General features: G+C 59.2%; 26 protein-coding genes. 24 read left to right on the top strand and 2 right to left on the bottom strand.

Translation table 11 applies throughout. From position 1 onward, the window contains the following. The first annotated feature begins 46 nt into the window (after positions 1-46). The 11 genes from B5D49_RS00195 to B5D49_RS00145 all read left to right on the top strand — a co-directional run bounded on the left by B5D49_RS00195 (position 47) and on the right by B5D49_RS00145 (position 11,060). A complete protein-coding gene (locus tag B5D49_RS00195; RefSeq protein ID WP_078715639.1) occupies positions 47-1,900 on the top strand; it encodes an SLC13 family permease in 1,854 nt (617 codons plus the stop codon). A gap of 84 nt (positions 1,901-1,984) precedes the next feature. Next, positions 1,985-2,179, top strand: a complete 195-nt coding sequence (locus tag B5D49_RS00190) for a hypothetical protein (protein ID WP_078715638.1) — start codon at positions 1,985-1,987, stop codon at positions 2,177-2,179. Next, positions 2,176-2,778 carry a YIP1 family protein gene (locus tag B5D49_RS00185; RefSeq protein WP_078715637.1) on the top strand — a complete coding sequence of 201 codons (603 nt, stop codon included), beginning with the start codon at positions 2,176-2,178 and terminating at the stop codon, positions 2,776-2,778. The genes B5D49_RS00190 and B5D49_RS00185 overlap by 4 nt, the downstream gene beginning before the upstream one ends. Positions 2,779-2,810: 32 nt before the next feature. Continuing rightward, complete coding sequence (locus B5D49_RS00180) at positions 2,811-3,179, top strand: response regulator (RefSeq protein ID WP_078716018.1); 369 nt, start codon at positions 2,811-2,813, stop codon at positions 3,177-3,179. 12 nt (positions 3,180-3,191) lie between these two features. Continuing rightward, on the top strand, positions 3,192-5,867 hold the full coding sequence (locus tag B5D49_RS00175; RefSeq protein WP_078715636.1) for a PEP/pyruvate-binding domain-containing protein: 2,676 nt from the start codon (positions 3,192-3,194) through the stop codon (positions 5,865-5,867). Between the two features lie 3 nt (positions 5,868-5,870). Then, on the top strand, positions 5,871-7,508 hold the full coding sequence (locus B5D49_RS00170; RefSeq protein ID WP_078715635.1) for an ATP-binding protein: 1,638 nt from the start codon (positions 5,871-5,873) through the stop codon (positions 7,506-7,508). 37 nt (positions 7,509-7,545) lie between these two features. Beyond that, entirely contained in the window at positions 7,546-7,938 is a 393-nt protein-coding gene (locus B5D49_RS00165) for a response regulator (protein WP_078715634.1), read from the top strand. Continuing rightward, entirely contained in the window at positions 7,935-8,888 is a 954-nt protein-coding gene (locus B5D49_RS00160; RefSeq protein ID WP_078715633.1) for a sensor histidine kinase, read from the top strand. Before B5D49_RS00165 ends, B5D49_RS00160 begins: the two co-directional genes overlap by 4 nt. A gap of 2 nt (positions 8,889-8,890) precedes the next feature. Then, the gene (locus B5D49_RS00155; protein WP_078715632.1) at positions 8,891-9,313 is read left to right on the top strand and encodes a response regulator; all 423 of its coding nucleotides are present in this window, start codon (positions 8,891-8,893) and stop codon (positions 9,311-9,313) included. Positions 9,314-9,423: 110 nt separating this feature from the next. After that, complete coding sequence (gene nadD / locus B5D49_RS00150) at positions 9,424-10,125, top strand: nicotinate (nicotinamide) nucleotide adenylyltransferase (protein ID WP_078715631.1); 702 nt, start codon at positions 9,424-9,426, stop codon at positions 10,123-10,125. Beyond that, on the top strand, positions 10,122-11,060 hold the full coding sequence (locus tag B5D49_RS00145; protein WP_078715630.1) for a hypothetical protein: 939 nt from the start codon (positions 10,122-10,124) through the stop codon (positions 11,058-11,060). The genes nadD and B5D49_RS00145 overlap by 4 nt, the downstream gene beginning before the upstream one ends. A 74-nt stretch (positions 11,061-11,134) precedes the next feature. Here the strand turns inward: B5D49_RS00145 and B5D49_RS00140 are convergent, their stop codons facing one another. Together B5D49_RS00140 and B5D49_RS00135 are read right to left on the bottom strand one after the other, a co-directional pair. Next, entirely contained in the window at positions 11,135-12,298 is a 1,164-nt protein-coding gene (locus B5D49_RS00140; protein WP_078715629.1) for a cysteine desulfurase family protein, read from the bottom strand. A gap of 2 nt (positions 12,299-12,300) precedes the next feature. Further along, a complete protein-coding gene (locus tag B5D49_RS00135) occupies positions 12,301-13,359 on the bottom strand; it encodes a glycosyltransferase family 9 protein (protein ID WP_078715628.1) in 1,059 nt (352 codons plus the stop codon). Positions 13,360-13,494: 135 nt separating this feature from the next. Between B5D49_RS00135 and B5D49_RS00130 the strand changes: the two genes are divergently transcribed. From B5D49_RS00130 to B5D49_RS00075, 13 genes are all read left to right on the top strand, one after another. After that, complete coding sequence (locus tag B5D49_RS00130; RefSeq protein ID WP_078715627.1) at positions 13,495-14,550, top strand: hemolysin family protein; 1,056 nt, start codon at positions 13,495-13,497, stop codon at positions 14,548-14,550. A gap of 71 nt (positions 14,551-14,621) precedes the next feature. Continuing rightward, entirely contained in the window at positions 14,622-15,038 is a 417-nt protein-coding gene (locus tag B5D49_RS00125; protein ID WP_078715626.1) for a cytochrome c maturation protein CcmE, read from the top strand. A 120-nt stretch (positions 15,039-15,158) separates the two neighbouring features. Next, entirely contained in the window at positions 15,159-17,045 is a 1,887-nt protein-coding gene (locus tag B5D49_RS00120; RefSeq protein WP_078715625.1) for a heme lyase CcmF/NrfE family subunit, read from the top strand. After that, positions 17,042-17,701, top strand: a complete 660-nt coding sequence (locus B5D49_RS00115; RefSeq protein WP_078715624.1) for an ABC transporter ATP-binding protein — start codon at positions 17,042-17,044, stop codon at positions 17,699-17,701. Before B5D49_RS00120 ends, B5D49_RS00115 begins: the two co-directional genes overlap by 4 nt. Beyond that, the gene (locus B5D49_RS00110) at positions 17,695-18,372 is read left to right on the top strand and encodes a heme exporter protein CcmB (RefSeq protein ID WP_078715623.1); all 678 of its coding nucleotides are present in this window, start codon (positions 17,695-17,697) and stop codon (positions 18,370-18,372) included. The genes B5D49_RS00115 and B5D49_RS00110 overlap by 7 nt, the downstream gene beginning before the upstream one ends. Before the next feature lie 99 nt (positions 18,373-18,471). Further along, positions 18,472-19,155, top strand: coding sequence for a cytochrome c biogenesis protein (locus B5D49_RS00105; RefSeq protein WP_078715622.1), 684 nt, complete (start codon positions 18,472-18,474; stop codon positions 19,153-19,155). Then, positions 19,152-19,289: a CcmD family protein gene (locus B5D49_RS14680; RefSeq protein WP_144019029.1), complete on the top strand. Its 138-nt coding sequence runs from the start codon at positions 19,152-19,154 to the stop codon at positions 19,287-19,289. The genes B5D49_RS00105 and B5D49_RS14680 overlap by 4 nt, the downstream gene beginning before the upstream one ends. Further along, positions 19,282-19,908, top strand: coding sequence for a tetratricopeptide repeat protein (locus tag B5D49_RS00100; protein ID WP_144019028.1), 627 nt, complete (start codon positions 19,282-19,284; stop codon positions 19,906-19,908). The genes B5D49_RS14680 and B5D49_RS00100 overlap by 8 nt, the downstream gene beginning before the upstream one ends. Before the next feature lie 181 nt (positions 19,909-20,089). Next, complete coding sequence (locus tag B5D49_RS00095; protein WP_200806748.1) at positions 20,090-21,277, top strand: branched-chain amino acid ABC transporter substrate-binding protein; 1,188 nt, start codon at positions 20,090-20,092, stop codon at positions 21,275-21,277. Between the two features lie 95 nt (positions 21,278-21,372). Continuing rightward, positions 21,373-22,275: a branched-chain amino acid ABC transporter permease gene (locus B5D49_RS00090; protein WP_078715620.1), complete on the top strand. Its 903-nt coding sequence runs from the start codon at positions 21,373-21,375 to the stop codon at positions 22,273-22,275. Between the two features lie 9 nt (positions 22,276-22,284). After that, a complete protein-coding gene (locus B5D49_RS00085) occupies positions 22,285-23,766 on the top strand; it encodes an ABC transporter permease subunit (protein WP_234990576.1) in 1,482 nt (493 codons plus the stop codon). Continuing rightward, entirely contained in the window at positions 23,759-24,550 is a 792-nt protein-coding gene (locus tag B5D49_RS00080; RefSeq protein WP_078715619.1) for an ABC transporter ATP-binding protein, read from the top strand. The genes B5D49_RS00085 and B5D49_RS00080 overlap by 8 nt, the downstream gene beginning before the upstream one ends. Positions 24,551-24,554: 4 nt before the next feature. Continuing rightward, positions 24,555-25,262 (top strand): ABC transporter ATP-binding protein, encoded by a 708-nt coding sequence (locus B5D49_RS00075; protein ID WP_078716016.1) that lies wholly within the window; start codon positions 24,555-24,557, stop codon positions 25,260-25,262. Positions 25,263-25,283: the final 21 nt, after the last annotated feature.

Raw genomic sequence — 25,283 nt, 5'->3', positions numbered from 1 at the left:
CCGTTGTGGTCCGCACGGAAGCTCAAACCAAGACAAGAGGTGTGAAATGGCTGAATCCACCAAGAAGAAAGCCACAGGATACGATAAGTACGTAAACTGGAAGCTGCTGATCATACCGGTCATCCTGTTCGCGGTCATCGTGCTGTTGCCCACGCCGCAAAGCATGCAGAAAGTGGGCATGCAGTATCAGGTGGGACCCAAGGCGGTTGTCGGGTATCTGGCGCAGGAGCTGTTCCAGGAGAAATCGTCCAACCTGGCGCAGTGGCAGCTCGTCACCTGTCAGATGATGGAACAGAACATGCGCATGGGCGCCATGTCCAGAGACCGTTTTTTGAAGCGTGACGCCAAGTGGTGCAAAAAATATAAGATCCCCGTTGACGGTGCCAACCTTAAGCGGGCGCTGGAATACGTGGATACCGAGGTGACCGCGGATCAGTACCAGGCGTTGCTGAAAGGCGCGTTTGATCTGCGTATGCACCGGCTCAACTATGACGAATTGTCGGATAAGGATCAGGTCAAGGCGGATAAGGGGAGTTGGGAGATCAAGGTAGCCATCGCCCTGGTGGTCTTCGTGGTCTTCTGCTTTGTTACCGAATGCATGCCCCTGCCCGGCGTAGCCTTCTGCATCGGCCTGATCCTGGTTTTCACGGGTGTGGTCTCCCGGCGCGACGTGGCCGGACTGTATTGGTCGGACGCCTGCTGGTTCATCATGGGTTCTCTCATGTTTGCCGCGGCATTTGTCAAAACCGGCGTGGATAAGCGCGTTTGTCTGATGATGTTCAAAAAGTTGGCCGTGCCCAACGCCCGTTGGATTACGCTGATCTTTTTTGTCATCATCGCCCCGCTGGCCGCGTTCATTTCGGACCACGCCCTGGCCGCCATGTTCCTGCCCATCGGTATGTTGCTGTATCAGAACAGCCTCACCGATGAGATTCCCGAGGATCCGGAGCTGGCGAAAATGCTCATGATCGCCATTGCCATGGCCTGCAACATCGGTGGGCCGGGCGCTCCTTCGGGCGGCGCACGAAACGTGATCATGATGACCTACCTCACCGATATGTTCGGATTCGATATCGGGTACTTCCAGTGGGTCACCTACTGCTTCCCCTTCATCTTGATCATGATTCCCCTGACCTGGCTGCTGGTCAACTGGCGCTTCAAGCCGAGAATCACGTCTCTGGCTCCGGCCATGCGTCACCTCCAGAGCGAGATTGGCAAGATGGGCGGCTGGAACAAGCACCAGGTCTGGGCGCTGATCATCTTCCTGGTCATGGTGTACGGCTGGTTCACGGAAAAGATCTTCTACAACATGGGCATCTATCCCGTGCGTCTAGGCATCGGCGTTATCGCCGTGGCCGGTGCGGTGGCCTACCTGCTGGCCGGCGTGGTCAACTGGCGGGACTATCAGGAGAAGGTGGACTGGGGCGTTGTCTGGCTGTACGCGGGCGCGATCATCTTCGGTCGCACCCTGGATAAGACAGGCGCGGCCTATTGGCTGGCCCAGTCCGTGGTGGACTTCATGGCTCCGCTCGGTATGGACAGCGGCATCTCCCTGATGCTTACTTCCAACGGACTCACCGCTGTGCTGACCAACCTCATGGCGGATGGTCCCGCAGCAGCCGCGGTCGGTCCCATCACGTTGAACATGGCCGGCATCGTGCATCCGGGTACCACGTATCTGCCCTTCATGGCCATGTCCACGGCAGTGGCCTCGTCCTTTGCCTACTGCCTGATCATCGGTACGCCGCCCAACGCCATCGTGTACGCTTCGGGCTACCTGGAGCCAAAGGACTACCTCCGTGTGGGCGTACCCGCATGGTTTGTGGCCAACATCGTACTGATTCTGCTTACCGCTGTGTACTGGAGCTTAAGGGGGTTCGGCGATCTGCCGGGCTTCTGACCCCGTTGAATAAAAAATCCCCCGGCGGTCCGTTATGGGCCGCCGGGCCTGGAAAACAACCCACGAAAAACAAGGGGGAATACCATGCAGCGTCAGGACAAAACCAGCGATGCGGCTCCCATGGAAGGAACCGGCGAAAAGCAGCCGTTGTTTCGGTATGAAAACGGCCGGATCTATTTCACCAGGCGCACGGAACGGATGTTCTTTTTTCTGCTCACGGTGGCCATGTTGGTGCTCGGCGTGGTGGAAGGAGTGGGCGTGTTCGGAGGTGGGTCATGACCCGGCAAGGCCTTGCTCTTAAAGCCGATCCGGGGACGGAAAGCGAACGCCGCGTGGAAGCCGATACCTCGCCCTTGGATACCAGACGGTTTTTCACCACCATGACGGAAATTGTACGCGCCCCACGGATTTTCTTTGCCGGATTGGAGGATACGCCGCAAAATTATCGCAATGCCTGGCGATATCTGGCGCTTGCCGCATTGTTCCATACCATGGTCAGCGTCACCTATTTTTTCAACCACAAGTTGGCCATGGCCGGGATTCTGATGATCAATGCCATGGCTCTGCCCGCGTTGCTGGCTTTCTTGTGCCTTTTGGTCATGAACATGTTTCTGGGAGCGGGAACCACCTTTAAGCGTGTGTTCACCATTGTGGCCTTTGCCTCGGGTACGGTCATGCCCGTTTCCTGGATTCCGGCGTTGCAGGTGTTCACCGAACCGATTCGCGCACTGCTGGTCTGCGTTGGGCTGACCAAGGCCTGTGGCCTGCGGCCCTGGCAGTCCGTGTTTGCCGTTGTGTTGACCGTCATTTTGTTCCTGCTGCTGATGTGGTCGGCTCTGCCCGTGCTTATGGACCTGCAGGGCGGCTTGGCCGGTTAACGACCGGCGAAGGAGTGTTGGCCGTGCAAGAGATGCGGTTGTTGTTGGTGGATGATGAGTCGGAATTTCTGACCCTGGTGACCCGGCGAATGGCCCGACGCGGTGTGTTGGTGACCACGGCGGAGTCCGGACGGCAGGCTCTGGATTTACTGGAACACGGGACATTCGATGCCGTGGTGTTGGATGTCCGAATGCCCGGCATGGACGGCATTGAGACCTTGCGTCGCCTTAAGGAGCGGTTTCCGGATTTGGCCGTTATTTTGCTCACCGGCCATGCGGATACGGCTTCCGCGTTTACGGGAATGGAATTGGGAGCGTTTGATTACATGATCAAGCCTGTGGCGTTTGACGAATTGTTCGCCAAAATACGCGACGCTGCACGTTGTTCCACTCGGAACTGACGGGAGGAGAACATGGGGACGGCACTCTTGGCCATACGCCGGTTTCTCGGACGCGGCACCCGTGAACGCGGGGCAAGGCAGCTGGCGGAATTGCGTGAGGAGTACCGGGTGCGTTGCCGGAGTTTCCGTCTGCTGGTCAAGGCCAATCATGAAGCCTTGTCCGCTCTGGCGGAGTTGGAGGAACTGCGCCGGGCGGAGTCCCCGTTCGGCATGGCCAGAATCCGGGCGCTGTCCGTCCGTGCGCTGATGGCCGGATTTCAGATGGTGCGCCAGTTGAACCGCATGGTTCCCGGTCCCTATGAAGACTTGTTTGTATCGTTGAAGCAGATTCGGATGGCCGTGGATTCGGTTTTGCGCAGGCCCGAGCCGGTCAATCGGTCCAATAATGTTTTGGCCGTGGAGCGGTTGACCCGGGTGGACGCGAATGAAACCGGAGGGAAATTGGCCCGGTTGGGCGAGGCGCGGCAGCGCTTGGGAGTCCGTATCCCCGAGGGATTCGTTATCACGGCTTCGGCGTGTCGTCGGTTCCTGGAACGCAACGACCTTCCCGGTGAGATCGACCGGCTTTTGCAGATGGCGGATCTCGGAAATTTGGAAGCGTTGTACGCCCTCAGTTCCCAATTGCGTGGCATGGTGCAGGGGGCCACGATCCCGGCCGGTTTGTTGCGGGATATGAATGAAGAACTGGCGCGGATGCAGGCGTTGTCGCCCGAGCCGCTACGCTTGGCCGTGCGCTCCTCCGCCTTGGGAGAGGATGTGCCGGGAGCATCCTTTGCCGGACAGTTTCATACGGAGCTGAACGTGCGGCCGGAAAACGTGGCCGAGGCCTTCAAGGCTGTGGTGGCGAGCAAATATGGTCCATCAGCCATGGCTTACCGGCTGCATCGCGGGATTCGCGATTGCGACGTTGATATGTCTGTGGGTTGCATGGAAATGGTCCGGGCGCGTGCCGGGGGGGTGGTCTATACTCGCGACCCCTTGGAACCCGATGCGGATACCGTGGTCATCAGCGCAGTGCCTGGATTACCGCAGGCCATTGTGGACGGTGCGGCCGCCTGTGACCGGTTTTCCGTGACCCGAAAAGGCCGTCGAATGGTTTGCCGTGAGATAGGGCACAAGGAGCAGCGGACCGATTGCCATGACGGGGAAGGGACGGTTGCGTCGGAGTTGCCGCCCTCGGAGCAGGGACAACCAAGTATTACGGATGAACAGGCCGCTGCATTGGCCGGTTTGGGAATGCGCTTGGAAAAGATTTTTGACGCGCCCCAGGATGTGGAGTGGACCATTCGTGAGGATGGTGCGGTGGTGCTTTTGCAATGCCGGGACATGCATTTCGCGCAATCGCAGGCCGACGATGGAGAAGAGGAGGACGAGGGTGTGCCCGCAGCGGTGGACTTGCCGGATCCGTTGCTGTGCGGTGGCGTTCCCGCGTCTTCGGGTGCGGCTTCCGGTCCTGTGGTCATTGTGCGGAGCGATGCGGACGCGCTTCAGTTTCCTCCCGGTGCGGTGATGGTGGCGCGGAGTGCGCGGCCCCGCTGGGCGCCGCTCTTGTCCCGCGCCTGCGCCGTTATTACGGAGCACGGCTCTTCGGCCGGGCATTTGGCTTGTGTGGCCCGGGAATACGGTATCCCGGCCCTGTTTTCCGTGCCGGATGCCCTGACAGTGCTTTCTCCCATGCAGGAACAGGAACGAGTTGTCACGGTGGATGCGGACCATGGAGCCGTGTTTTCTGGACAGGTGGAGATCGTAACCAGGCGCGGCCCCGCACAGGGCGTTTTGTTTGGCAGTGCGGTCCATCAATGTTTGGAAACCGTTTTGGAGCATTTAACGCCGTTGCACTTGGATAACCCTGATGCGCGATCCTTTGCGCCGAATAATTGTCGAACCCTGCACGACGTGTTGCGCTACTGCCACGAAATGGGTGTTCGGGAGATGTTTGGCGCGGAGCCGCGAACAGCGCTGGAACGCGGCGTGAGCCGTCGTCTGGTGGATGGGGTGCCGTTACAATATTGGGTCGTGGATCTGGAGAACGGACTTGCGACGGCTGACCCGTCCTCCCCGGATGGGCGGCAAAAAACCGTGGATTTTTCCCTGGTGCGATCCCGTCCCATGCTGGCTCTTTGGGAGGGCATGCGGGCCATATCCTGGGAAGGACCGCCTGCTGTGGATGCCGGGGGACTGGTCTCCATTATGGTGCGGTCCGCCTCGGATCCCGGATTGGCGGAAGGGGCCGCATGTCCCTACGCGGTGCGAAATTATTTCTTGATCACTCGGGAGTATTGTTCCCTGCAATCCCGTTTTGGCTACCATTTCAGCACAGTGGAAGCTGTTCTGGGTGATGACCCCGAGGAAAATTACGTGATTTTCCAGTTCAAGGGCGGGGGCGCGGATCGGGAGCGCCGTGTGGCCCGGGCGCGCTTGGTTGGGGAGGTGCTGGAGGAACATTCGTTTTTGGTGGAGCTGAAGGACGACGCTCTGTATGCGCGTCTGGAAGTGGCCGAAGCGACGCAGATGGCCGAATTGCTTCGCATGGTGGGATATCTGGTGATCCACACGCGGCAGCTGGACATGGTCATGGGAGATTCCGCCGGGGTCGCCCGGGTGGCGGAGCGGATACGGCGGGATTTGCAAACCATTGCGGAATCGTTCCGCAACGGCAACGACCATGAGGCAACGCAGGGAGAATGAGCCATGGACGCCAGAGGATACGGCATTTTGCGGTGGAAGTTCATCGGAGTGATCGTCTGCTTTTCACTCATCCCGGTAGTGGCGCTCGGCTCATTCATCAATTCCCGGTTCAGCCGTACCTATGAGGAAAAAGTTACGTCCAACCTGCGGATTATGATTGAAAACAAGCGGTACGCCGTGGACATGTTTCTGCAGGAGCGCATCGCCCAGGTCCGCAACCTCGCGTATACGCATACCTTGTCGGAAATGGGCGACCAGACGTTTTTGTCGGAACTTTTCGGCACCATCCGCACGGGATCGGCTTCGTTCATTGATCTGGGTGTCATTGGCAGCGATGGCCGCCACGTGGCCTACGCCGGACCGTATGATCTGGTTGGCGCCAACTACGCGGATGAGGACTGGTTCCATCAGGTCACGCTGAAGGGGGTGTATGTCTCCGACGTGTTTATGGGCTTTCGCAATTATCCCCATTTCATCATCGCTGTGCTGCGCCGGGATGGAGATCAGAGCTGGATTTTGCGGGCGACCATTGATTCCGAAGTGTTCAACAGGCTGGTGCAGAGTGTGCAGCTCGGCAGACGCGGCGATGCCTATCTCGTGAATGGGGAGGGAGTGCTGCAAACTCCGTCCCGGTTCGGTCCGCCCGCGTTGGAGCGCTGCTTCCTGCCCGTAGAGGGCATCAACGAGCTGACGATTTTGGATCTGCCGAGCCATGAGCGACGGGAGTTGGCAGGAATTGTTCCCTTGCGGACCATGGACTGGAAATTGGTCATTTCCGAAGACCCCAGCGAGGAGATGTCCCCCTTGCTGACCGTTCGTTCCATTGCTCTGTTTTTGGTGCTGGGCGGGGTGGTGGTGATCTTTGCGGGCGCGTTTTTAACCACTCGGAGCATTGTCGCCAAAGTGGAACGGGCGGACCGTGAAAAGGCGGCGGCGGATGTGAATCTAATGCAGTCCAGCAAGCTCGCGGCCCTGGGCAAGATGGCCGCCGGGGTAGCCCATGAGGTCAACAATCCTCTGACGTTGATCCGTGAGGCCGCGGGCTGGATCACGGATTTGCTGACGGATGAGGATCCGGAATGCCTGAAGCATTTTGAGGAAATCGAAGAAGCGGCACGGGATATTGATCGGCATGTGGAGCGGGCCAAAACAGTGACCCACCGCATGCTCGGTTTTGCCCGGCGTATGGAGCCTGTGCAGGAGAATGTGGATGTGGGCGCATTGGTGGAAGGGACCATTTCTTTTTTGGCCAACGAAGCCATGCACCGCAATATCATCATTCAACGAGAATACGCCCCGGATCTGCCCCTGATCAACACGGACGCCACCCAGGTGCAGCAGGTCGTGCTCAATCTGCTTGAAAACGCCATTGACGCTGTGGGGCGCGACGGTTCCATCCAGGTGCGAACCGGAACCGGCAGCGGGGAAGTGAGCTTCAGCGTGAGCGATACGGGACCGGGAATCGATCCCCAATTGATACACAAGATTTTTGATCCGTTTTTCTCCACCAAAAAAGTGGGGGAGGGGACGGGACTGGGGCTTTCCATCACCTACGGCATTGTGGAGCGGTTGGGAGGCCGGATCAACGCGGAGAGCGAGCCTGGGCGGGGCGCCACGTTCACGGTGCATCTGCCTGCCTAGGCCGGAGCACGAACACGATGGAAACAAGGCGGGTAGCATGAGCAAGGTCAAGGTGTTGGTTGTGGACGACGAGCAAGACTTCGTGAAGCTTTTCGTCAAGCGTTTCCTGATGCGCAACCTGGATGTGCGGGGGGTGAACAGCGGCCAGGAGGCGCTGGAATACCTGCGGTCCAACGATATTGACGTGGTGGTGCTGGACGTGAAGATGCCGGGTATGGACGGCCTGGAAACCCTTCAGGAGATCAAAAAGCGGCACCCGCATGTGGAAGTGATCATGCTTACGGGCCATGGGTCCGTGAAATCCGGCATCCAGGGCATCAGTCTGGGGGCTTATGATTACGTGCTCAAGCCGTTCAAAATCGAGGATTTGTTGGGTCGAATTCTCAAGGCGTACGAGCGTTCCAGGTTGAACCGTGGGCGGCAGCCATGACCGCGTCCGTGGTCCGGACCGGACAGCCCGGTTGGTTGCACTCGCTGCTGATTGTGGAGCGGTATGTGGCTCCTGCCGTGGTCTTCTTGGTGGCCCTGGCCGCCCTGGAGGTTGGGGGGCGTTGCGGACTGCTCATCGCTGTGGGGTGTGCCGTGGCCCTGGCGCTGCTGGGCTTTCGTCTGTGGTGGGATCTCGCGGGCAGTCGTCGCGAAATCCGCGTGCTCAACGAGCAGTTGATACAGTCGCAAAAGCTTTCCGCCCTGGGCGAATTGTCCGCCGGGGTGGCCCATGAGATCAACAATCCCCTTGCCGTGATCGCTCAGGAAGTGGAGCTGATGGAAATGCTTTTACCCCGTGCCACATTTGAACGGATGGAAGATCGGGATGACGTGGTGGACTGTCTGGGAGAAATCACACGACAGGTGGACCGCTGCTGCCACATTACGCGGGGAATGCTTGATTTTGCCCGCAAACGGGAGGCCGTGATTCAGCAGACGGATATGAACCAGCTCATAGACGACATGGTTCGGCTGGTGGAGTTGGAGATTCGTAACAAGGAAATTTTTATCGAGCGAGAGTACGCGGAGCCGCCGCCGAACGTTTGCACAGACCCGCCTCTGGTACGGCAGGTGGTGCTCAACTTGTTGAACAATGCTGCCCAGGCCATGGGCGGGGACGGGCGCATCACCATTGCGACTCGGCATCTCGATGGTGACGGGGTGGAGATGAGGATTCGGGACACCGGACCGGGAATTGCCCGGGAACACCTGGAGAAAATTTTTAACCCGTTTTTCACCACCAAGGAACCGGGCAAGGGAACCGGACTGGGATTGTCCATCTGCCTTCGCATTGTCAACGAGTTGGGCGGAACCCTGGCCGTGGAAAGCGAACGGGGCAGGGGTGCGGAGTTCATCGTGCGCCTGCCGTCACTCACGCAACGGGAGGATTGATCATGGAGACGAAAATCCGTGTGTTGGTTGTGGATGACGAGGAACGGTTTTGCGAAAATATGGTCCGCCTGTTGAACCGGCAGGGAATGGAGGCTCAGGGAGTGCACGACGGTGCCGGGGCGTTGGATCTGCTGGCTGAAGCAGAGTTCGACGTGGTGCTGCTGGATATGAAGATGCCGGAAATGGACGGGCGGGCCGTCTTTGAGGGCATGGAGGCGTTGGGCGTGGACGCGCAGGTGGTCGTGCTTTCGGGCCATGCCTCGGTGAATGATGCCATGGAGATGATGTCTCACGGTGTTTTTGACTATTTGATCAAACCGTGTCCCACGGAAACATTGGTGAAAAAGGTCCGGCAGGCGCATCTTGAAAAACGTTTGGAACAGGGTGACGTGGACATGGACGACCTGACCCGTGTGGACGCCTGAGCCGGTCCTGCTTCAGGAGAGGGAAAAGCCCGTGTTCTATGGTTGAATCGGGACGAAGCCCGGCGTATAGTCTTCATTGGACGGGGATTGATGATACAGGAGGAAGTCCGATGGAGCCTCGACAAGGTGTGGGAATACTCGGCGGGAGTTTCAACCCGGTACACACGGGCCATGTGCGCATGGCGCTGGAGGTGCTGGAGCGGCTGCGATTGGAACGGGTGGATCTCGTCCCCGCTTCCATTCCGCCCCATAAGCCGATGAAGGGATTGCTGCCTTTTGATATCCGGTTGGGGCTGTGCGAGTTGGCCGTGGAAGGCATTCACGGCCTGCGGGCCAACCCCATTGAAGGAGAGCGGAGCGGGCCTTCGTATACGTGCGACACGCTGGAGTGCTATCCCACACCACCGCAGGAGCGTTTTTTTATCCTTGGAGCCGGCACCCTGCTGGAAATTCCCACTTGGCGGCACGGATTGGAAATTCCTGCGCTGGCCAACCTCGTGTGCGTGAATCGCGGGGGGGACAGGTGCAGCGGCTTTGAACCTGTGACCCGCCTGGTGGAAGAACGCTGGCCCGATGCAACGCAGCTTGCCTCGGGCCGGGAACCGTCCTGGCGGTTCTCCTCTGGAGCCAGATTGCTATGTCTTTCCGTTCCCCGTTTGGAAATCAAGGCCCGGGATATCCGGGAGCGTTGGCTGCAAGGACGTGACCTTTCCCTGTTGGTGCCTCCGGCGGTGCAGCGCGCCCTCCAGGAAGACGGCTCCGAGTTTGTCCAGGCCTGGGGCCGTCCACAAACCGCCGCGGGGGAAGAATGACCCGAAAGGGATTGGCCACCATTGTTTTTGTCGCCTCCGTCGTTGTCTTTTTGTTTGCCGGGATCGCGGCTTCCCGAGGATGGGAGCCGTTTTCCACGTGGTATTATTGTTTTGTCTGGTGGCCGTATATTTTTGCGGTGGAGTCGCTGCCAGCCATGCGAGGCGGTGAATCCGACCTGTATGACACCCCCCGGGACTGGCTGCTGCTCCTGCCCTTGTCCGTGACGCTTTGGCTGTTTTTTGAGCTGCTCAACTTTCGTCTGGGCAATTGGCGGTATGTGGGACTTCCTCCCGATGCGGCCTTGCGCTGGATAGGGTATTGCCTGTCCTACGCCACGGTGTTGCCCGCATTGTTCGCCACGGCCCGGTTGCTGGATGTGTTCGGCCTGTTCCGGGACGCGTCCGTCCCTCCTCTCAAAGACGCCCGAATGCTGCACTTGCCGCTGGCCTTTACCGGGGCGGCGTTTTTGATCCTGCCCATGGCGTTGCCGCGTTTCTTTTTCCCCTTGGTTTGGGGCGCGTTGGTCTTTTTGTTGGAGCCGTGGGTGCACGGCAACGGCGGACGGTCCCTATTGGCTGATTGGGAGCGGGGAGATGCGCGCAGATTGCTGCTTTTGCTCACTGCCGGACTGATCTGTGGCGGCTTGTGGGAGTTGTGGAACGCCCAGGCCGGAGCCAAATGGATGTACGACATTCCATTTGTGGGTGACTGGAAGATATTTGAGATGCCGGTTCCCGGTTTTCTTGGTTTTCCTGTCTTTGCCTTGGAGTGTTATGTGGCGGCCAATGCGTTTTTGCTTCTGCGCGAGCGGGTGGCGGATTGGACCGCTGTCCGGCGTCGTTGGTTTTGGACGGTGCTGGCGGTTGCGGCCGTGGTCTTCGATGCTTTTGTACTGGCCGGGGTGGACAGGTATACGGTGCTCAGTTTTCAGTGACCCCGGCGTCCGCCTTGCTGACTCAGCGTTTGCCCCCCGGTGATCTCGGAACCGGGGACGTTTCCGTTTGGCGTTCAGCGGGCAGGACGCAGCACTCGGGCCAGCCGTTCAATCAAGTCCAGCACGTCTTCACGGCTCGTTCCCCATCCCCAGGAAAAGCGGATGGATCCGGCAGCATATTCCACTGGAGCATCCATGGCGCGCAGCACATGGGAGATGGATGCCTTGTGCGGGTCGTTGGCTTCGTGTTCCGGGGCATGGCAGGCGGCTCCGGCAGAGACGGCCACATCGCGCAAGGCCAGTTCCTCCACGATTCGGCCCGCGTCCCATCCCCGGAATCCCACCAAAAGCGTATTGGGCAGCCGGGCTGCGTTTTCTCCAAAGATCATAAAGTCCGCTCCCAGGCGGGATAATCCGTCCCTAAGCACTTCCCCGAGCATGCGGCGTCGGGCCATTTCCTCCGGCAGATCGCGTCCGGCCAGGGCGCATGCCGCGCCAAGCCCCACGCTGAGCAATGTGTTTTCCGTGCCGGGTCGCAGACCGCGTTCCTGACCGCCGCCAAAGAGCAGCGCAGGTAAGGACACGCCGCGTCGGATGAACAAAGCGCCGATGCCTTTGGGGGCGTTGAGCTTATGACCTGCAATGGTCAAGAGATCCACGCCCAATGCGCGGACGTCCACGGGAATTTTACCGACTGCCTGCGAGGCATCTGTATGCAGCAGAACGCCGTGTTCCCGGCATGGTCCGGAAAGTTCCCACACGGGCTGGATCACACCGGTCTCGTTGTTGGCCAGCATGACGGAGACTAGGCGGGTGTTCGGGCGCAGGGCATTGTGCAGGTCCGAGGGGTGCATTCGACCCTGGTTGTCCACAGGCAACGCCGCAAGGGTTGCGCCTCGTCGGGCCATTTCTCTGGCCGGTTCCAGCACCGAGGGGTGTTCCACCTGGGTGGTGATCATGCCGGGATCGGGATTTTCCGCGTCAGGTCGAAGCAATCCCTGGATAATGGTATTGTTGGCTTCCGTGGCGCAGGAAGTAAAACAGATTTCATCCGGATTCGCGTTGATCAATGCCGCAACCTGCCCCCGGGCGGCTTCCAGCGCTTCCTTGGCGTCCAGTCCCCAGGCATGGCCACTGGACGGGTTGCCGAAAACCTTGTCCAGCAATGGAGCCATGGCAGCGCGGACTTGCGGGGCCAGAGGGGTGGTGGCGTTGTGGTCGAAATACAATGGACGCATGTTCACCTCGGCGGTTGGGATGCTGCGGCGGATGCAAGGATAGTCTGTACGGCCTGGAGTACGCTTTGCGGAGTGATGCCGCGCAAGCATTCCCGATGGTTGGAACAATGGTTTTTGCCGTGCAGGGAGCACGGGCGGCACGTCATGGGACGCTCAAGGATGACGTCGTGCGGGCCGGCCGGATAAAAGCCCCAGGCTCGGGACGTGGGGCCGAACAGAGCCGCTACGGGGGTGCGTACGCCGGCCGCCAGATGCATAGGACCGGAGTCGTTGGTTACGAGGACATCGGACCGGGAAAGCAGGGCGCAGGCTTCACTGAGGCTTGTGGTGTTGGTCAGGTCGCGGCCCGGAGCGTCACCGGAGGATTCCGGCGTGCGGTCCGGAAACAGCGGACTGCCGTTGTGGCCCATGACGAACCAGTCCAGTCCGGCGTCTGTGAGCAGGCGGGCGAGCACGCGCCAATGTTCCCTGGGCCAGGCCTTGTCCGGGTGGGTGGCGTAGGGATGCAGGGCCACCAGGGGACGCGAGCAGCCCTGGAGCAGGACGTTGGCCCGGGCCTGATCCCGGTGATCCGTGCGGATTTGCGGTAAAAGTTCCTCCGGCTCGGGAGGAATGTTTTCCAGGGCAAGGGAATACCGTTGTGGCACGTTGGTGCGTTCCAGAAAACGGCGAAACGGTTCCAGCCGAAGACGGTGGTAGAGCCGTCGTTGCAATCCGAATTTTGGATAGCGTTCCACAGGACCGCGCCAGAGGGTGGAGAGCAGGCGCGACCGCAGTGTGCCATGCAGGTCCAGCAGGGGTTTGCCCGCGTATTCACGGCTCAGTTGCAGCGCTGTTTGCAGCCAGCTCGTGCCGTGCAGACGCTCTTCGGGAATCGGAACCACGCGTTCAATGGCGGGATGCCCGCGAAGAATTGAGGCAGGTCCGGGTCGGGTGATGAAAATGAAGGAATATCCGTATTGACGGTGCCACCAGTCCAGAACTCCGGTGGTGAGCACCACGTCGCCCAAGGCTCCGAGACGGAAGGCGACACAGGTTTGGCTTGCGCGGGGTGATGTCACGTCGTATATCCTTTGAAGTTCCTGCGGACCAACACACTTCCCCAAGCAGGCGGCCAAGTCAAGGCCGGGATGTTGCGTGATGCGGTGCGCTTTGATACAAACGCGCTGGCTCCTCTAAGGGACCGGAAAAAAATAATGATAGAATTGATACTCGCCGTGGGACTGGCCACGTTCGTTTCGGCCTTTTGCTCGGTTGCCGAAGCCGTTCTGTATTCGTTTCCATGGAGTCTCGTGGAGTCGTTGAAGAAGGACGGATTACGCACCGGTGAAATGCTGGAGGCGTTGCGTAAAAACGTGGAAGAGCCGATTACGGCCATTTTGACGCTGAATACCGTGGCCCACACTGTGGGCGCGGCCCTGGCCGGTGCGGCATGGGCTTCTGTCTACGGGGAAGACAGCCTGGGCATGTTCGCCCTGGCCTTCACCATAGTCATTCTGCTTTTTTCCGAGATTCTGCCGAAAACAGTAGGGGTGGTGTATTCCAAGTCCCTGGCGCCGGCACTGGCCCGGCCCATGCTGTGGATGGTGGTGTTTTTCAAGCCTGTGGCGCGGATGGCGACGTTCATGGGGCGGATCATCCGCCGAAACCGGGATGCGCCCGATGCCAGCGAGGAAGATTTGCTGGCCCTGGTGAGCCTGACTCGGCGGGCGGGAACCATCAAACCGTATGAAGCCCGGTCCATCCACAATATTTTGTCCCTGGACGATAAGACTGTGGACCAGATCATGACGCCGCGGACCGTGGTGTTTTCCCTACCGGAAAGTATGACCGTGGCCCAGGCCAGGGAGTCGCGTTCCAATTGGCCGCATAGTCGGTTCCCCGTGTATGAGGGGGATGATCCCGAAGATGTCGTGGGCGTGGTTTACCGGCGGCAGGTTTTCGAGGCGCTGGCCGACGACAAGGACGACAAGCGCCTTGCCGACCTGATGCGGCCGGTGCGTTTCGTGCCGGAAAGCATGACGCTGGACAAGGTGTTGGTGCGGTTTCTGGAAAGCCGGATGCATCTGTTTGTGGTGTTGGACGAGTATGGCGGCATCGCCGGGGTGGTGACCCTGGAAGATGTGCTGGAAGAAATTCTCGGAAGTGAAATCGTGGACGAGACCGATCAGGTGGTGGACATGCGCGAACTGGCCCGCAAACGCCGGGACGCCGTGGCCTCACGCCGTGCCAAAGACAAGGGCCGGTCCTGAACCAGCGGCCGAATTCCTGAACGTCATGCGCTGCAAGGCGCAAAATCAACACAATATGAGGAGCACCCTTCATGAGTGCACAAAATTCCAAGGGAGTATACATCGCCGCGTTCGCGTTGCTGCTCGGCGGACTGGGATATCTCATCGTCACGGGCCTGAGCCAGGGGGCAACACCCACGCTCAGCGTGGCCCAGGCCGCGTCCATGGACGTGGAGGAGTTACGGCACGTGCGGCTTTTCGGCACGGTACTGCCTGAAGACATTGAACAGCGTTCGGACAATCTCGGCGTGGCCTTCCATGTGGCTGACAACACCGGGGCTTCGGTTTCCATGCGTGTGGAATATCGAGGCTCAGTGCCGGACACCTTCGCGGCCGGATCCGAAGTGATCATCAAGGGGGATTGGGACGAGCAGGCCGAAGTGTTTCGCGCCACCCAGCTGACCACGAAGTGTCCCTCAAAATATGAAGAAAAACGAGAGGAAGGGTAGTCGGGATCAAAAAAACAGCCCTGTTCCCCTTGTTTTTCGGCGCATCACGGACTATGGGAATCGTTCCCACTTCAACGGCGACACCCGCGCGACCTTCGCGCTGACATTCAAGGAGCACCTATGCATTTTGCCGCCTATGTGGGGCTGCTGTTCGCCTTGCTCGCCTCGCTCTTCCTCGCCGGACTCGCGGCCTACGCCTCCTGGCAGAACCGCGAGGGAACCCTGCCCTTTCTGGAACGGGGCCAACTGCTCAACGCCGTGTTGGTAGTTTTTTCCAGCTATCTTCTGCTCATTGCCCTGGTCGGGCGCGACTACTCCTTTTTGTACGTTTTCGAGAACGTGGACAACACGTTGTCCCTGCTCTATCGCATAACGGCATTTTGGGCCGGTCGGGCGGGTTCATTGCTGTTCTGGCATCTGATTATGGCGGTTGCCGGGGCCGTGTTTCTGTTCACCCGGGGGTATAAGAGCCTGTCGGATCAGACCCGCATGCTCTACTGGCTTTTGTTTTATGTGGTGCAGGCCTTTTTCCTTCTGCTGCTGGCCTGTCACAGCAACCCCTTCATTGAGGCCACTCCCGCCCCGGGCGACGGATTGGGCCTGAACCCGTTGTTGCAGAATCCTGGGATGGCCTTTCATCCCCCGTTGCTTTTCCTGGGGTATGGATTTTTTGCACTGCCGGCCTGTTGTGCCTTGGCCTGCATGCTCGCCGGGGAGCCTCGTTCCTGGCTGCGCGTCTGTCGAAATTGGATACTGACGGCCTGGGCCTTCTTGACGGCGGGCATCATCCTTGGCGGCTGGTGGTCTTATATGGAATTGGGATGGGGCGGCTACTGGGCTTGGGATCCCGTGGAAAACGCCTCGCTGATTCCCTGGTTCTCGGGTACGGCCCTGTTGCATACCGCCATTATTGAAAATCGACGGGGGGCATTGCAACGGACGAATGTCTTTCTCATGGCCGGAACCTTCCTGCTCTGCGTGTTTGGTACGTACCTTGTCCGGAGCGGTGTGGACGTGCAGAGTCTGCACACTTTCGGTTCCGGGGTGGTGGCCACACCATTGACCGTGTTTATGCTCGGCGGGCTGGCCGTGAGCCTGATTACCGTGCTGTTTGGTGAAAAGCCCGTGTACCGTGCACTTTCCGGCTTCACCAGTCGGCAGGGCATGCTGGTTATCTCCGCCTGGGTCTTTCTGGCGCTGGGCGTTGTGGTGGCACTCGGCACCATGTGGCCCGTGATCAGCAAGTTGTGGAGTCCCACGGCCGTGGGCTTGGATCCCGCGTTTTACAACCGTGTATGTCTGCCCCTGTTTACCTTGCTGGTTTTGGTCTTCTGCATCTGTCCCTGGTTCGGCTGGAAGGAAGGGATTCGCGATTCGCGCGGAGCCGCCGGGACCGCCGGTGTGTTTGGCGGTTCTCTCGTCATGTTCTGGCTGGCCGGAATTCATATTCCGCTGGCGCTCATTGCCGCCTCGGGCGCTGTGGCGGCCATGGCGTCCATTGTTCTGCTGATGGTGCTGATCCCGGCCACGCGCCGGACCCGCTTCTCCTGGGGACCACATCTGGTCCATCTCGGGCTGGCGCTCATGGCCTTGGCCGTGGCGTTTTCCGGACCGTACAAAGAAGAGACACAGGCCACGCTCCATCCCGGGGAAAGCATGCAGGTTGGGCATTATCTGTTAACGCATCAACAACTGAGCCAGGAACGTTCCCGGGCCGTCCTGTCCTATCGGGCTGAGTTGGTGGTGGTGCGTGACGGGGAGGAGATCGGCACGGTCCGTCCGGAACGGCGCTGGTATCCAAACTCCCGGAATTCTTTCGCGGAAGTGTCCGTTATTCCAGGCCTTGGGGATGAAATCTACGCCACGCTTTTGGGGTATGACGGAAAGGACGGCAGCGTGACCATCAGTGCGAGCGTGAACCCGCTTGTGAACTGGTTATGGATCGGTGGTACGTTGATGAGTCTGGCTCCGTTGGTGCTTTTGCGGAGAAATCCGGAGCCGGCATGAGCACGTCCCCGTTGTTGCGGCTGGAAAAGGCCGCGAAGTTTTATGGCGCCAAACTGGTTTTCCGTGACGTGACCTGTGCTGTGGAGCCGGGGCAGGTCATGCTGGTTGCCGGCCCAAACGGCGCGGGCAAGACCACGCTTCTGAAGGTTATGGCCGGATTGTCTCGGCCCTCTGCAGGAACCGTGCGATTGGATGTTCCACCGGAACGGACCGCCTATCTCGGACATGCCACCTTTTTGTATCCCGGACTCACCGCCTTGCAGAACCTGGGCTTTTGGGCGCGTATGTACGGCCTGCGCCGCAGTCGAAAACAGCTTATGGAAATGCTGGAGCGGGTGGGGCTTGTCAGAGTGGCCGAGGAACGGGCCGGGTCATTCTCCCGGGGCATGTCCCAGCGGCTGAATTTGGCCCGGGTCTTTCTGGTCGATCCCGCTCTCTTGTTTTTGGATGAGCCGGGTACTGGCCTGGACGTGACGTCCCTGGCGCTGTTGCGACGTGAAATAGGGCGTCTTGCCGAGGCTGGGACATCCATCGTCTGGATCAGTCATCAGGTTCGTGAAGACCGGGAATTGGCCCATACGGTCTTGGCGCTCTCCGGCGCGCGAATGCGGTATTGCGGGCCTGCGGCCGAGTATGAACCGGAGGCCGTATGCTGAAACGTGCTGTGGCCGTGGCATCCAAAGACTGGCGGCTTTCCTTTTCCGGCGGCCAGGGCGTGGTGCAGGCCGTCCTGTTGGGGTTGCTGCTCATTTTCTTGTTCAGTCTGGCCTATCCCGAAGGGCAGGCCATTCCGCCTCAGGCGGCTGCGGCCGTGTTCTGGCTGGCCTCGGCGTTTGGGCTGGTGCTCGTGTTTAACGGATTGTTCAGCCTGGAGGAGGCCGAGGGGGCCAGGCTGGGCCTGCTTTCCTCGCCTGCGCCCCGGCATTCGGTCTGGCTGGGCAAGGCTGTGGCCGGATTTGCCTTGCTGCTTCTTTCGCAGTTGATCTTTTTTCCGGGCATCGTGGTGTTCTTGGGGCAGGATGTGCGTGGTCCGCTGTGGCTGCTGGGCGCGGCCTGGCTGGGTGCCGACGTCGGGCTGGTGGTCCTGGGGGCGTTGCTGGGGGCGTTGGCTCAGGGGCAGGCTGCCCGGGAGTCTCTGCTGTCCGTCATCGTTTTTCCCCTGCTGATTCCCGCTCTGCTGGCGGGGATCACGTTGTTCGCCATGGTGCTGTCCGGTATGGACGCGGCCGGGGCGGATGCCTGGCTAGGACTGCTTGGCGCGTTCGACGCCCTGTACGCTGGTGCGGCCCTGCTGCTGTTTCCGTTTGTATACGGCGGCGAGGAGTAGCGGTCCGGATACGCGGCATTGCCGGGCCGGAAGACGCGGACGGAAAACCGGCCTCGATTTCGGATTGTTTCGGCAATTGTTTGGACCAAAGGAGACCCCATGAACCTGAACAGGATATTGACTCCGCTGGCGCTGGCGGCTCTGGCCGTGCATCAGTGGTTTATCTGGCAATATGCTCCCGTGGCTCAGTCCGGCCCGGTGCAAAAGATATTCTATCTCCATCTTCCGTTGGCCTGGTGGGCTTTGGTGAGCTTTTTTACCGTGTTCGCGGCCAGTATTCTTTTTTTGTGGAAGCGTTCCGAGGTGTGGGACGACCTGGCTGGAGCCGCGGCCGAAGTGGGGGTGCTTTTTTCCGGGCTTGCCCTGGTCAGCGGATCCATTTGGGCGCGGGCCGAGTGGGGCCACTGGTGGTTGTGGGATCCGAAGCTCACGACAGCCCTGATCATGTGGTACGTGTATGCGGGCTATTTGGTGCTCCGGGCTTCTCCCCTGGGGGGCGAAAGACGGCAGATCGTGGCCGCGGTTTTGGGCGTGGTGGCCTTTTTGGACGTTCCGCTGGTTTTTTTCGCCACGCGGCTCTGGGGTGGAGTGCACCCTGCGGATACCGCGCGCAAGGCTTCGGGAATGACCGGCTCCATGTGGCATACCGTATTTGTGGGTCTGGCCGCGTTCGGGGTGCTTTGGCTCGTGTTTCTGCTGGCTCGCCGGGCGCAACGTACGCGTGAAAAGCGTTTGGATGCGGAAATGGCTGAGCGGTTGATGGAAGACGGGGAGGGCAGATGAGTTCCAGCCTGTATATTACGTTGGCCAATGTCGCGGTATGGGGCGGATTGGCCGCATACGGCGTTTTTCTCATGACCCGGAATGGGCGTTTGAACCGTCGGGCAAAGCAATTGGAGTTGTTGCGCAATGACTAACGCACAGTCGACCCCTCCTGCGGTGGGTCGCAGGATTGTTATTTTGGCCGCCGTGCTCGGCATTCTGGCGATTTTTGTTTCGTCCATGCTCTACCGTTGGGATAATCCCAGTCTGAAGAAGACCATGCGGCAACCGTCGGCCTCCGCCCCGGGCGCTCCCGGCGCGCAGGGCGGTATGTCCGAGGGCATGGCCGGAATGGATATGGAAGGCGTGCGCGCCATGATCGAAGGTCTGGAACAGCGACTTGAGGAGAATCCTGAAGACCTTGAGGTGCTTATGCAGCTGGCCAATATCCGCATCCTGCGTGGCGATCGTGAAGGCGCGGCCCAGTATCTGGATCGGGCGCAACAGGCTGCCGCCGCGGACAAGATGGCCTTGATGGATCTTGCGAGCCGGTGGTTTGAGCTGGACCGGTACGACAAGGCGGCCCAGACTCTGGAACAAATTTTGGTCAACGAGCCGGAGGAAGTGTTCGCCCATTACAATTTGGGTGTTCTATACAAATTCCGATTGGATGAGCCTGAGAAAGGGGAGCGACATCTGCGCCGGGTGGCCGAAGGTGAACACGGTTTCGACGACTTGCGTGCGCAGGCGAAAAAAGCTCTGGAGGAAGACTAAAGCCCCGGAGCTGCGGGGTTCTCGTTGTTGACAAGTCGTAGGGAATATACCTAGATTAGCCCACTTCCCAAGAAGTCGGCGGGTTGCGTCCGCCGAAGTTTCCTGGAGGTATCCGACAATAGATTGAGGTCCGTGTTTCGTACACCTTTAGCGCCTGAAGAGCGTCAGGAGGGACAATTCTATGAAGATGAAGTGGTTGCTGAACATGCTGGCCGTGCTCATTGTGGCTGCGCTGGCTGTTGGTTGCGGTGAACAGAAAAAAGAAGAGACCGCCGCTGGTCAGGGAACCGAGGAAGCGGCTTCCGAAGAGACCGTTGCGGAACCGGCCGGGGAGATTGTCCTTGGCGTGCCTGGTGCGCATTCTGGTGACTTGGCCTCCTATGGCCTGCCCACGGTGAACGCTGCCGAGCTGGTGGCCGAAAAGATCAACGCCGAGGGCGGTGTGCTTGGACGCATGGTCAAGGTCGTGGCTCAGGATGACGAATGCAAGCCGGAAAAGGCCACTAACGCCGCCACCAAGCTGCTCTCCGAGGGCGTGCATGTGGTGCTTGGACACATCTGCTCCGGTGCAACCAAGGCGGCTTTGCCGATTTATACCGAAACCCGCATCGTGTGCATGTCGCCTTCCGCCACCAACCCGCCTCTGACCCAGAGCGGGGATTACCCGAACTTTTTCCGTACCATCGCCTCGGATGATGCTCAGGCGCAGCTTGGCGTGGATTTTGCCAAAAAGATCGGCCTGACCACCATTGCCGTGATTCATGACAAGGGCGACTACGGCAAGGGCTTTGCCTCCTTTGCCCGCGATTTCGTCGAAGCCGATCCGGACATGAACGTCGTGCTTTTTGAGGGCGTGACCCCCGGCGCGGTGGACTATTCCGCAGTTGTTCAGAAGATCAAGAATTCCGGTGCAGATGGCGTCATTTTTGGTGGCTACCATCCCGAAGCTTCCAAGATCGTGTCCCAGATGCGCAAAAAGGATCTGGATCTTCCGTTCATCTCTGATGACGGCGTGAAAGACGATACCTTCATCAAGGTGGCTGGCGAGTATGCTGAGGGCGTGTACGCCTCCGGCCCGCGCGACATTTCCGGCAACCCCCTGTATCAGGTGGCGTTGGACGCGCATAAGGCCAAGTACGGCACCGAGCCGGGTGCTTTCTTCTACGAAGCCTATTCCGCGGCCCTGGCATTGCTCAATGCCATCGAAAAGGCCGGTTCCACGGATTATGACGCCGTGGTCAACGCGTTACGTACCGAGTACGTTGATACGCCGGTGGGCAAGATCAAGTTCGACGCCAAGGGCGACGCCGAAGGGGTCGGCTTCTCCATGTATCAGGTTCAGGACGGAGAGTACGTCGAATTGCAGTAGGACAAGGAACGGGGCGGCTTAGGCCGCCCTGATTGGTCCCAGGGGGCAGGCGGCGGCCTGTTCCCTGGTATTGTTATTTCAAGCGGGTTGGTACAATGGATTACTTCTTGGAACTCTTTTTCGGGGGATTGACCCGGGGCAGCATCTACGCGCTCATCGCCTTAGGCTATACCATGGTCTACGGCATCATTGAGCTGATCAACTTCGCCCACGGAGAAATCTACATGATCGGCGCCTTTACCGGCCTGATCGTGGCCGGGGTGCTGGGAACCCTTGGATTCCCCATGCTCGGGATTCTGTTTGTAGCCTTGGCCTGTGCGGTTATCTGGTCCGCCGCCTACGGCTACACCGTGGAAAAAATCGCCTACAAACCGCTGCGTAATGCGCCGCGCCTTTCGCCGCTGATCTCTGCCATCGGTATGTCCATCTTTTTGCAGAACTATGTGCTGCTGGCGCAGACGTCTGACTTTTTGCCGTTCCCCCAGCTCACCCCGGATTTGGCGTTCATGGGTCCGCTTAAATCGTTTGTGAGCACCTCGGAACTCTTTATTATCGGGTCCACGGCCCTGGTCTGTGTCGGGCTGACGCTTTTCATCAAGTACACCCGTATGGGCAAGGCCATGCGCGCCACGGCCCAGAACCGGAAGATGGCCATGCTAGTGGGCATCAAGGTGGACAAGGTCATCTCCGCCACGTTTGTCATCGGCTCGGCCCTGGCCGCGGTGGGTGGTGTGCTTATCGCTTCCCATATCGGGCAGATCAACTTTTACTTCGGCTTTATCGCCGGGGTGAAGGCGTTTACCGCTGCCGTGCTCGGCGGTATCGGATCGGTTCCCGGTGCCATGCTCGGCGGTCTCATCCTCGGCTGGACTGAAGCGTTCGCCACTGGCTATGTATCATCAGACTACGAGGACGTGTTCGCCTTTGCTCTGCTGGTGCTCATTCTCATTTTCCGGCCCGAGGGCATCCTGGGCAAGGATTCCACCCAAAAGGTCTAGGAGGCGGATATGCGTGAAGTCATTCGAGCGCTGCTTGTCAGCCTCTGGTTCGTGTTCCTGACCTTTCCGATCCTTGTGATCAAGGTGGACACCATCAACGATATCATCGTCTGGCGCTGGATGAACTCCCTGTACATCGGTCTGGGGGTGCTTCTGCTCCAGGGGATTTGGCATGCCTGGAGGCATCTGCGCACGTTGCGCAAGGAAGATCGGGAACGGGACACGATCGCCTGGATCGTACTCGTCTGCCTGCCCGTGCTTTGGCTGGCATGGGTTGCCACCCGCAATACACAAAAGCCGCTGCATCCTGCGGACCGTGTGCTCATGCTTCTGGTGGCCCCGCTCTGGTTGGTGGATTATTTGCGCAGTCCTGCGAAGCGCGAACCCCAATGGCATGATTGGCCCTGTATGATTTTGTTTCCGCCGTCCCTGCTGGTGCGCGGATATTTTGCCCTGTTCCGCAAGGGGGGAGAAAAGGTTTCCATTCCCGGTGTGGAGCAGCCAAGCCTGATGCAGGTCATGCTGGAAAACCAGAAGGCCATGCGACCGCTTTATTTGCTGATTCTGATCCTGGCCGCGTGTTATCCCCAAATGGTGGAATTTTATCAGACCAACATCATGGTCAACTTCATGATTTGGATCGTGCTGGGGCTGGGGCTGAACATCGTGATCGGCCTGGCCGGATTGCTGGATCTCGGGTTCGTGGCCTTTTACGCAGTGGGTGCCTATGCCTATGCCTTGCTGAACCACCATTTCGGTCTGAGTTTTTGGTATGTGTTGCCCATCGGCATGGTCCTGGGAGCGGTCTGCGGTCTGTTGCTGGGCTATCCCGTGCTTCGTCTGCGCGGGGACTATCTGGCCATCGTGACGTTGGGATTCGGGGAAATCATCCGTCTGGTGCTGGAAAACTGGTCCAGTTTTACACACGGTCCATCGGGCATCTCCAACATCGACCGCCCGCCGTTTGTCACGGATCTCAGCATCATGCAGGCCACCGAGTATATGTATTACATCATGCTCGGGCTATTGCTGCTGACCATTTTTGTGGTCACGCGGTTGAAAAATTCACGCATCGGCCGGGCTTGGCTCGCTCTCAAAGAAGATGAGATAGCTTGTCAGGCCATGGGAATCGACAAGACCAAGACCAAGCTCGCGGCTTTTGCCCTGGGCGCGACCTGGGCCGGTCTTGTGGGTGTCGTCTTTGCGGCCAAGACCACCTTCATCAACCCCATGAGCTTCACTCTCATGGAATCCATCATCATTCTTTCCATCGTCGTGGTGGGTGGCATGGGATCCATCCCGGGCGTCATCACGGGGGCGCTGGTGCTCATCCTGGTGCCGGAATGGCTGCGTGGCGTGGAAGAGTACCGCATGCTCGCGTTCGGCGCGTTCATGGTCATGGTCATGGTCTTCCGTCCGCAGGGGTTGGTGAGTGCGCGACGCAAGGTTTATCAATACGACAAAGCAAAGGCGGTGAGCGCCCATGAATAAACCGGCCCTTGACGTGCGCGGCCTGTGCATGGACTTCGGCGGGCTGCGCGCTTTGAATAAGGTTGATCTGGAAGTGCGCCAGGGAGAGATCGCAGCGCTGATCGGTCCCAACGGTGCGGGCAAAACCACGTTCTTTAACTGCATTACCGGCATTTATGCCCCCACGGAGGGGGATATTCACGTTCTGCCCGATGGGGAGAACCGGGTGCGGATCAACGGACGCAAACCCAACCACGTTACAGAATTGGGCATGGCCAGGACGTTCCAGAACATCCGTTTGTTCCCGTCCATGACCGTGCTTGAAAATGTTATGATCGGGCGGCATTGCCGCAACCGTTCCTCCATCCTCGGCGCTGTATTGCGTGACGGACATACGCGACGTCAGGAGGATGAGGTCATCAGTCGCAGTTACGAAATGCTTGAACTCGTGGGGTTGGAACGCTGGGCCAATGAGTTGGCTACCAACCTGCCCTACGGTGCGCAGAGGCGGCTGGAGATTGCCCGGGCCATGGCTACGGAGCCGTTCCTGCTGCTCCTGGACGAACCGGCAGCGGGAATGAACCCGCAGGAAACCCGGCGGCTTAAGGATCTGATCGACCACATCCGCGAAACGTACCACATTGCCGTATTGCTCATTGAGCATGATATGAAAATGGTCATGAGCGTTTCCGACCGGATCTATGTCATGGATTACGGACAGCGTATCGCTGCGGGATCCCCCGAGGAAGTGAGTAAGAATCCGGAAGTGATCAAAGCCTACCTTGGGGAGGACGCCGATGACTAGCCCCATACTCGAATTGCGGTCCATCGACACATATTACGGCAAAATCCAGGCGCTTTATGGAGTGGATATCTCCATCAATGAAGGGGAGATCATCACCCTGATCGGGGCCAACGGCGCGGGGAAGAGCACCACGCTCATGTCCATTTGCGGGGTCACGCCGCCACGGAAAGGGCAGGTGTTTTTCCAGGGGCGGGACATCACCCGTACTTCGGCCGAGGCCATTGTTGCCCAGGGCATTTGTCAGGTGCCGGAGGGTCGCCTGATCTTTCCGGGCTTGACTGTCACGGAAAATCTGGACATGGGTGCATTCCTGCGCAACGACAGAAACGGCATCCGTCAGGATATGGAGCGGGTTTTCGAACTGTTCCCCATTCTTGCCGAGCGTCGTCGGCAGGCGGGCGGCACGCTTTCCGGCGGAGAGCAGCAGATGCTGGCCATCGGCCGAGCGCTCATGGCCCGCCCCAAGCTGCTGCTGCTGGATGAACCGTCCATGGGACTCGCCCCATTGGTGGTTCGGCAGATTTTTGATATCATCGTGCAGATCAACAAGGAGGAGGGTACCACCATCTTTTTGGTGGAGCAGAACGCCAACCTGGCCCTGAAAATCGGACATCGCGGATATGTGATGGAAAACGGGGTCATCACCATGGAAGACGACTGTGCAACCCTCCTTGCGGACGATAGTGTGAAAAAGGCCTATCTCGGCCTTTGAACATAGGAATAACAACCAATA

This window comes from Paucidesulfovibrio gracilis DSM 16080 (assembly GCF_900167125.1).
GTDB classification, from domain to species: Bacteria; Desulfobacterota; Desulfovibrionia; order Desulfovibrionales; family Desulfovibrionaceae; genus Paucidesulfovibrio; species Paucidesulfovibrio gracilis.
The sequence above is the reverse complement of the archived record's forward strand: the minus strand, read 5'-3'. Positions and strand labels throughout refer to the sequence as shown.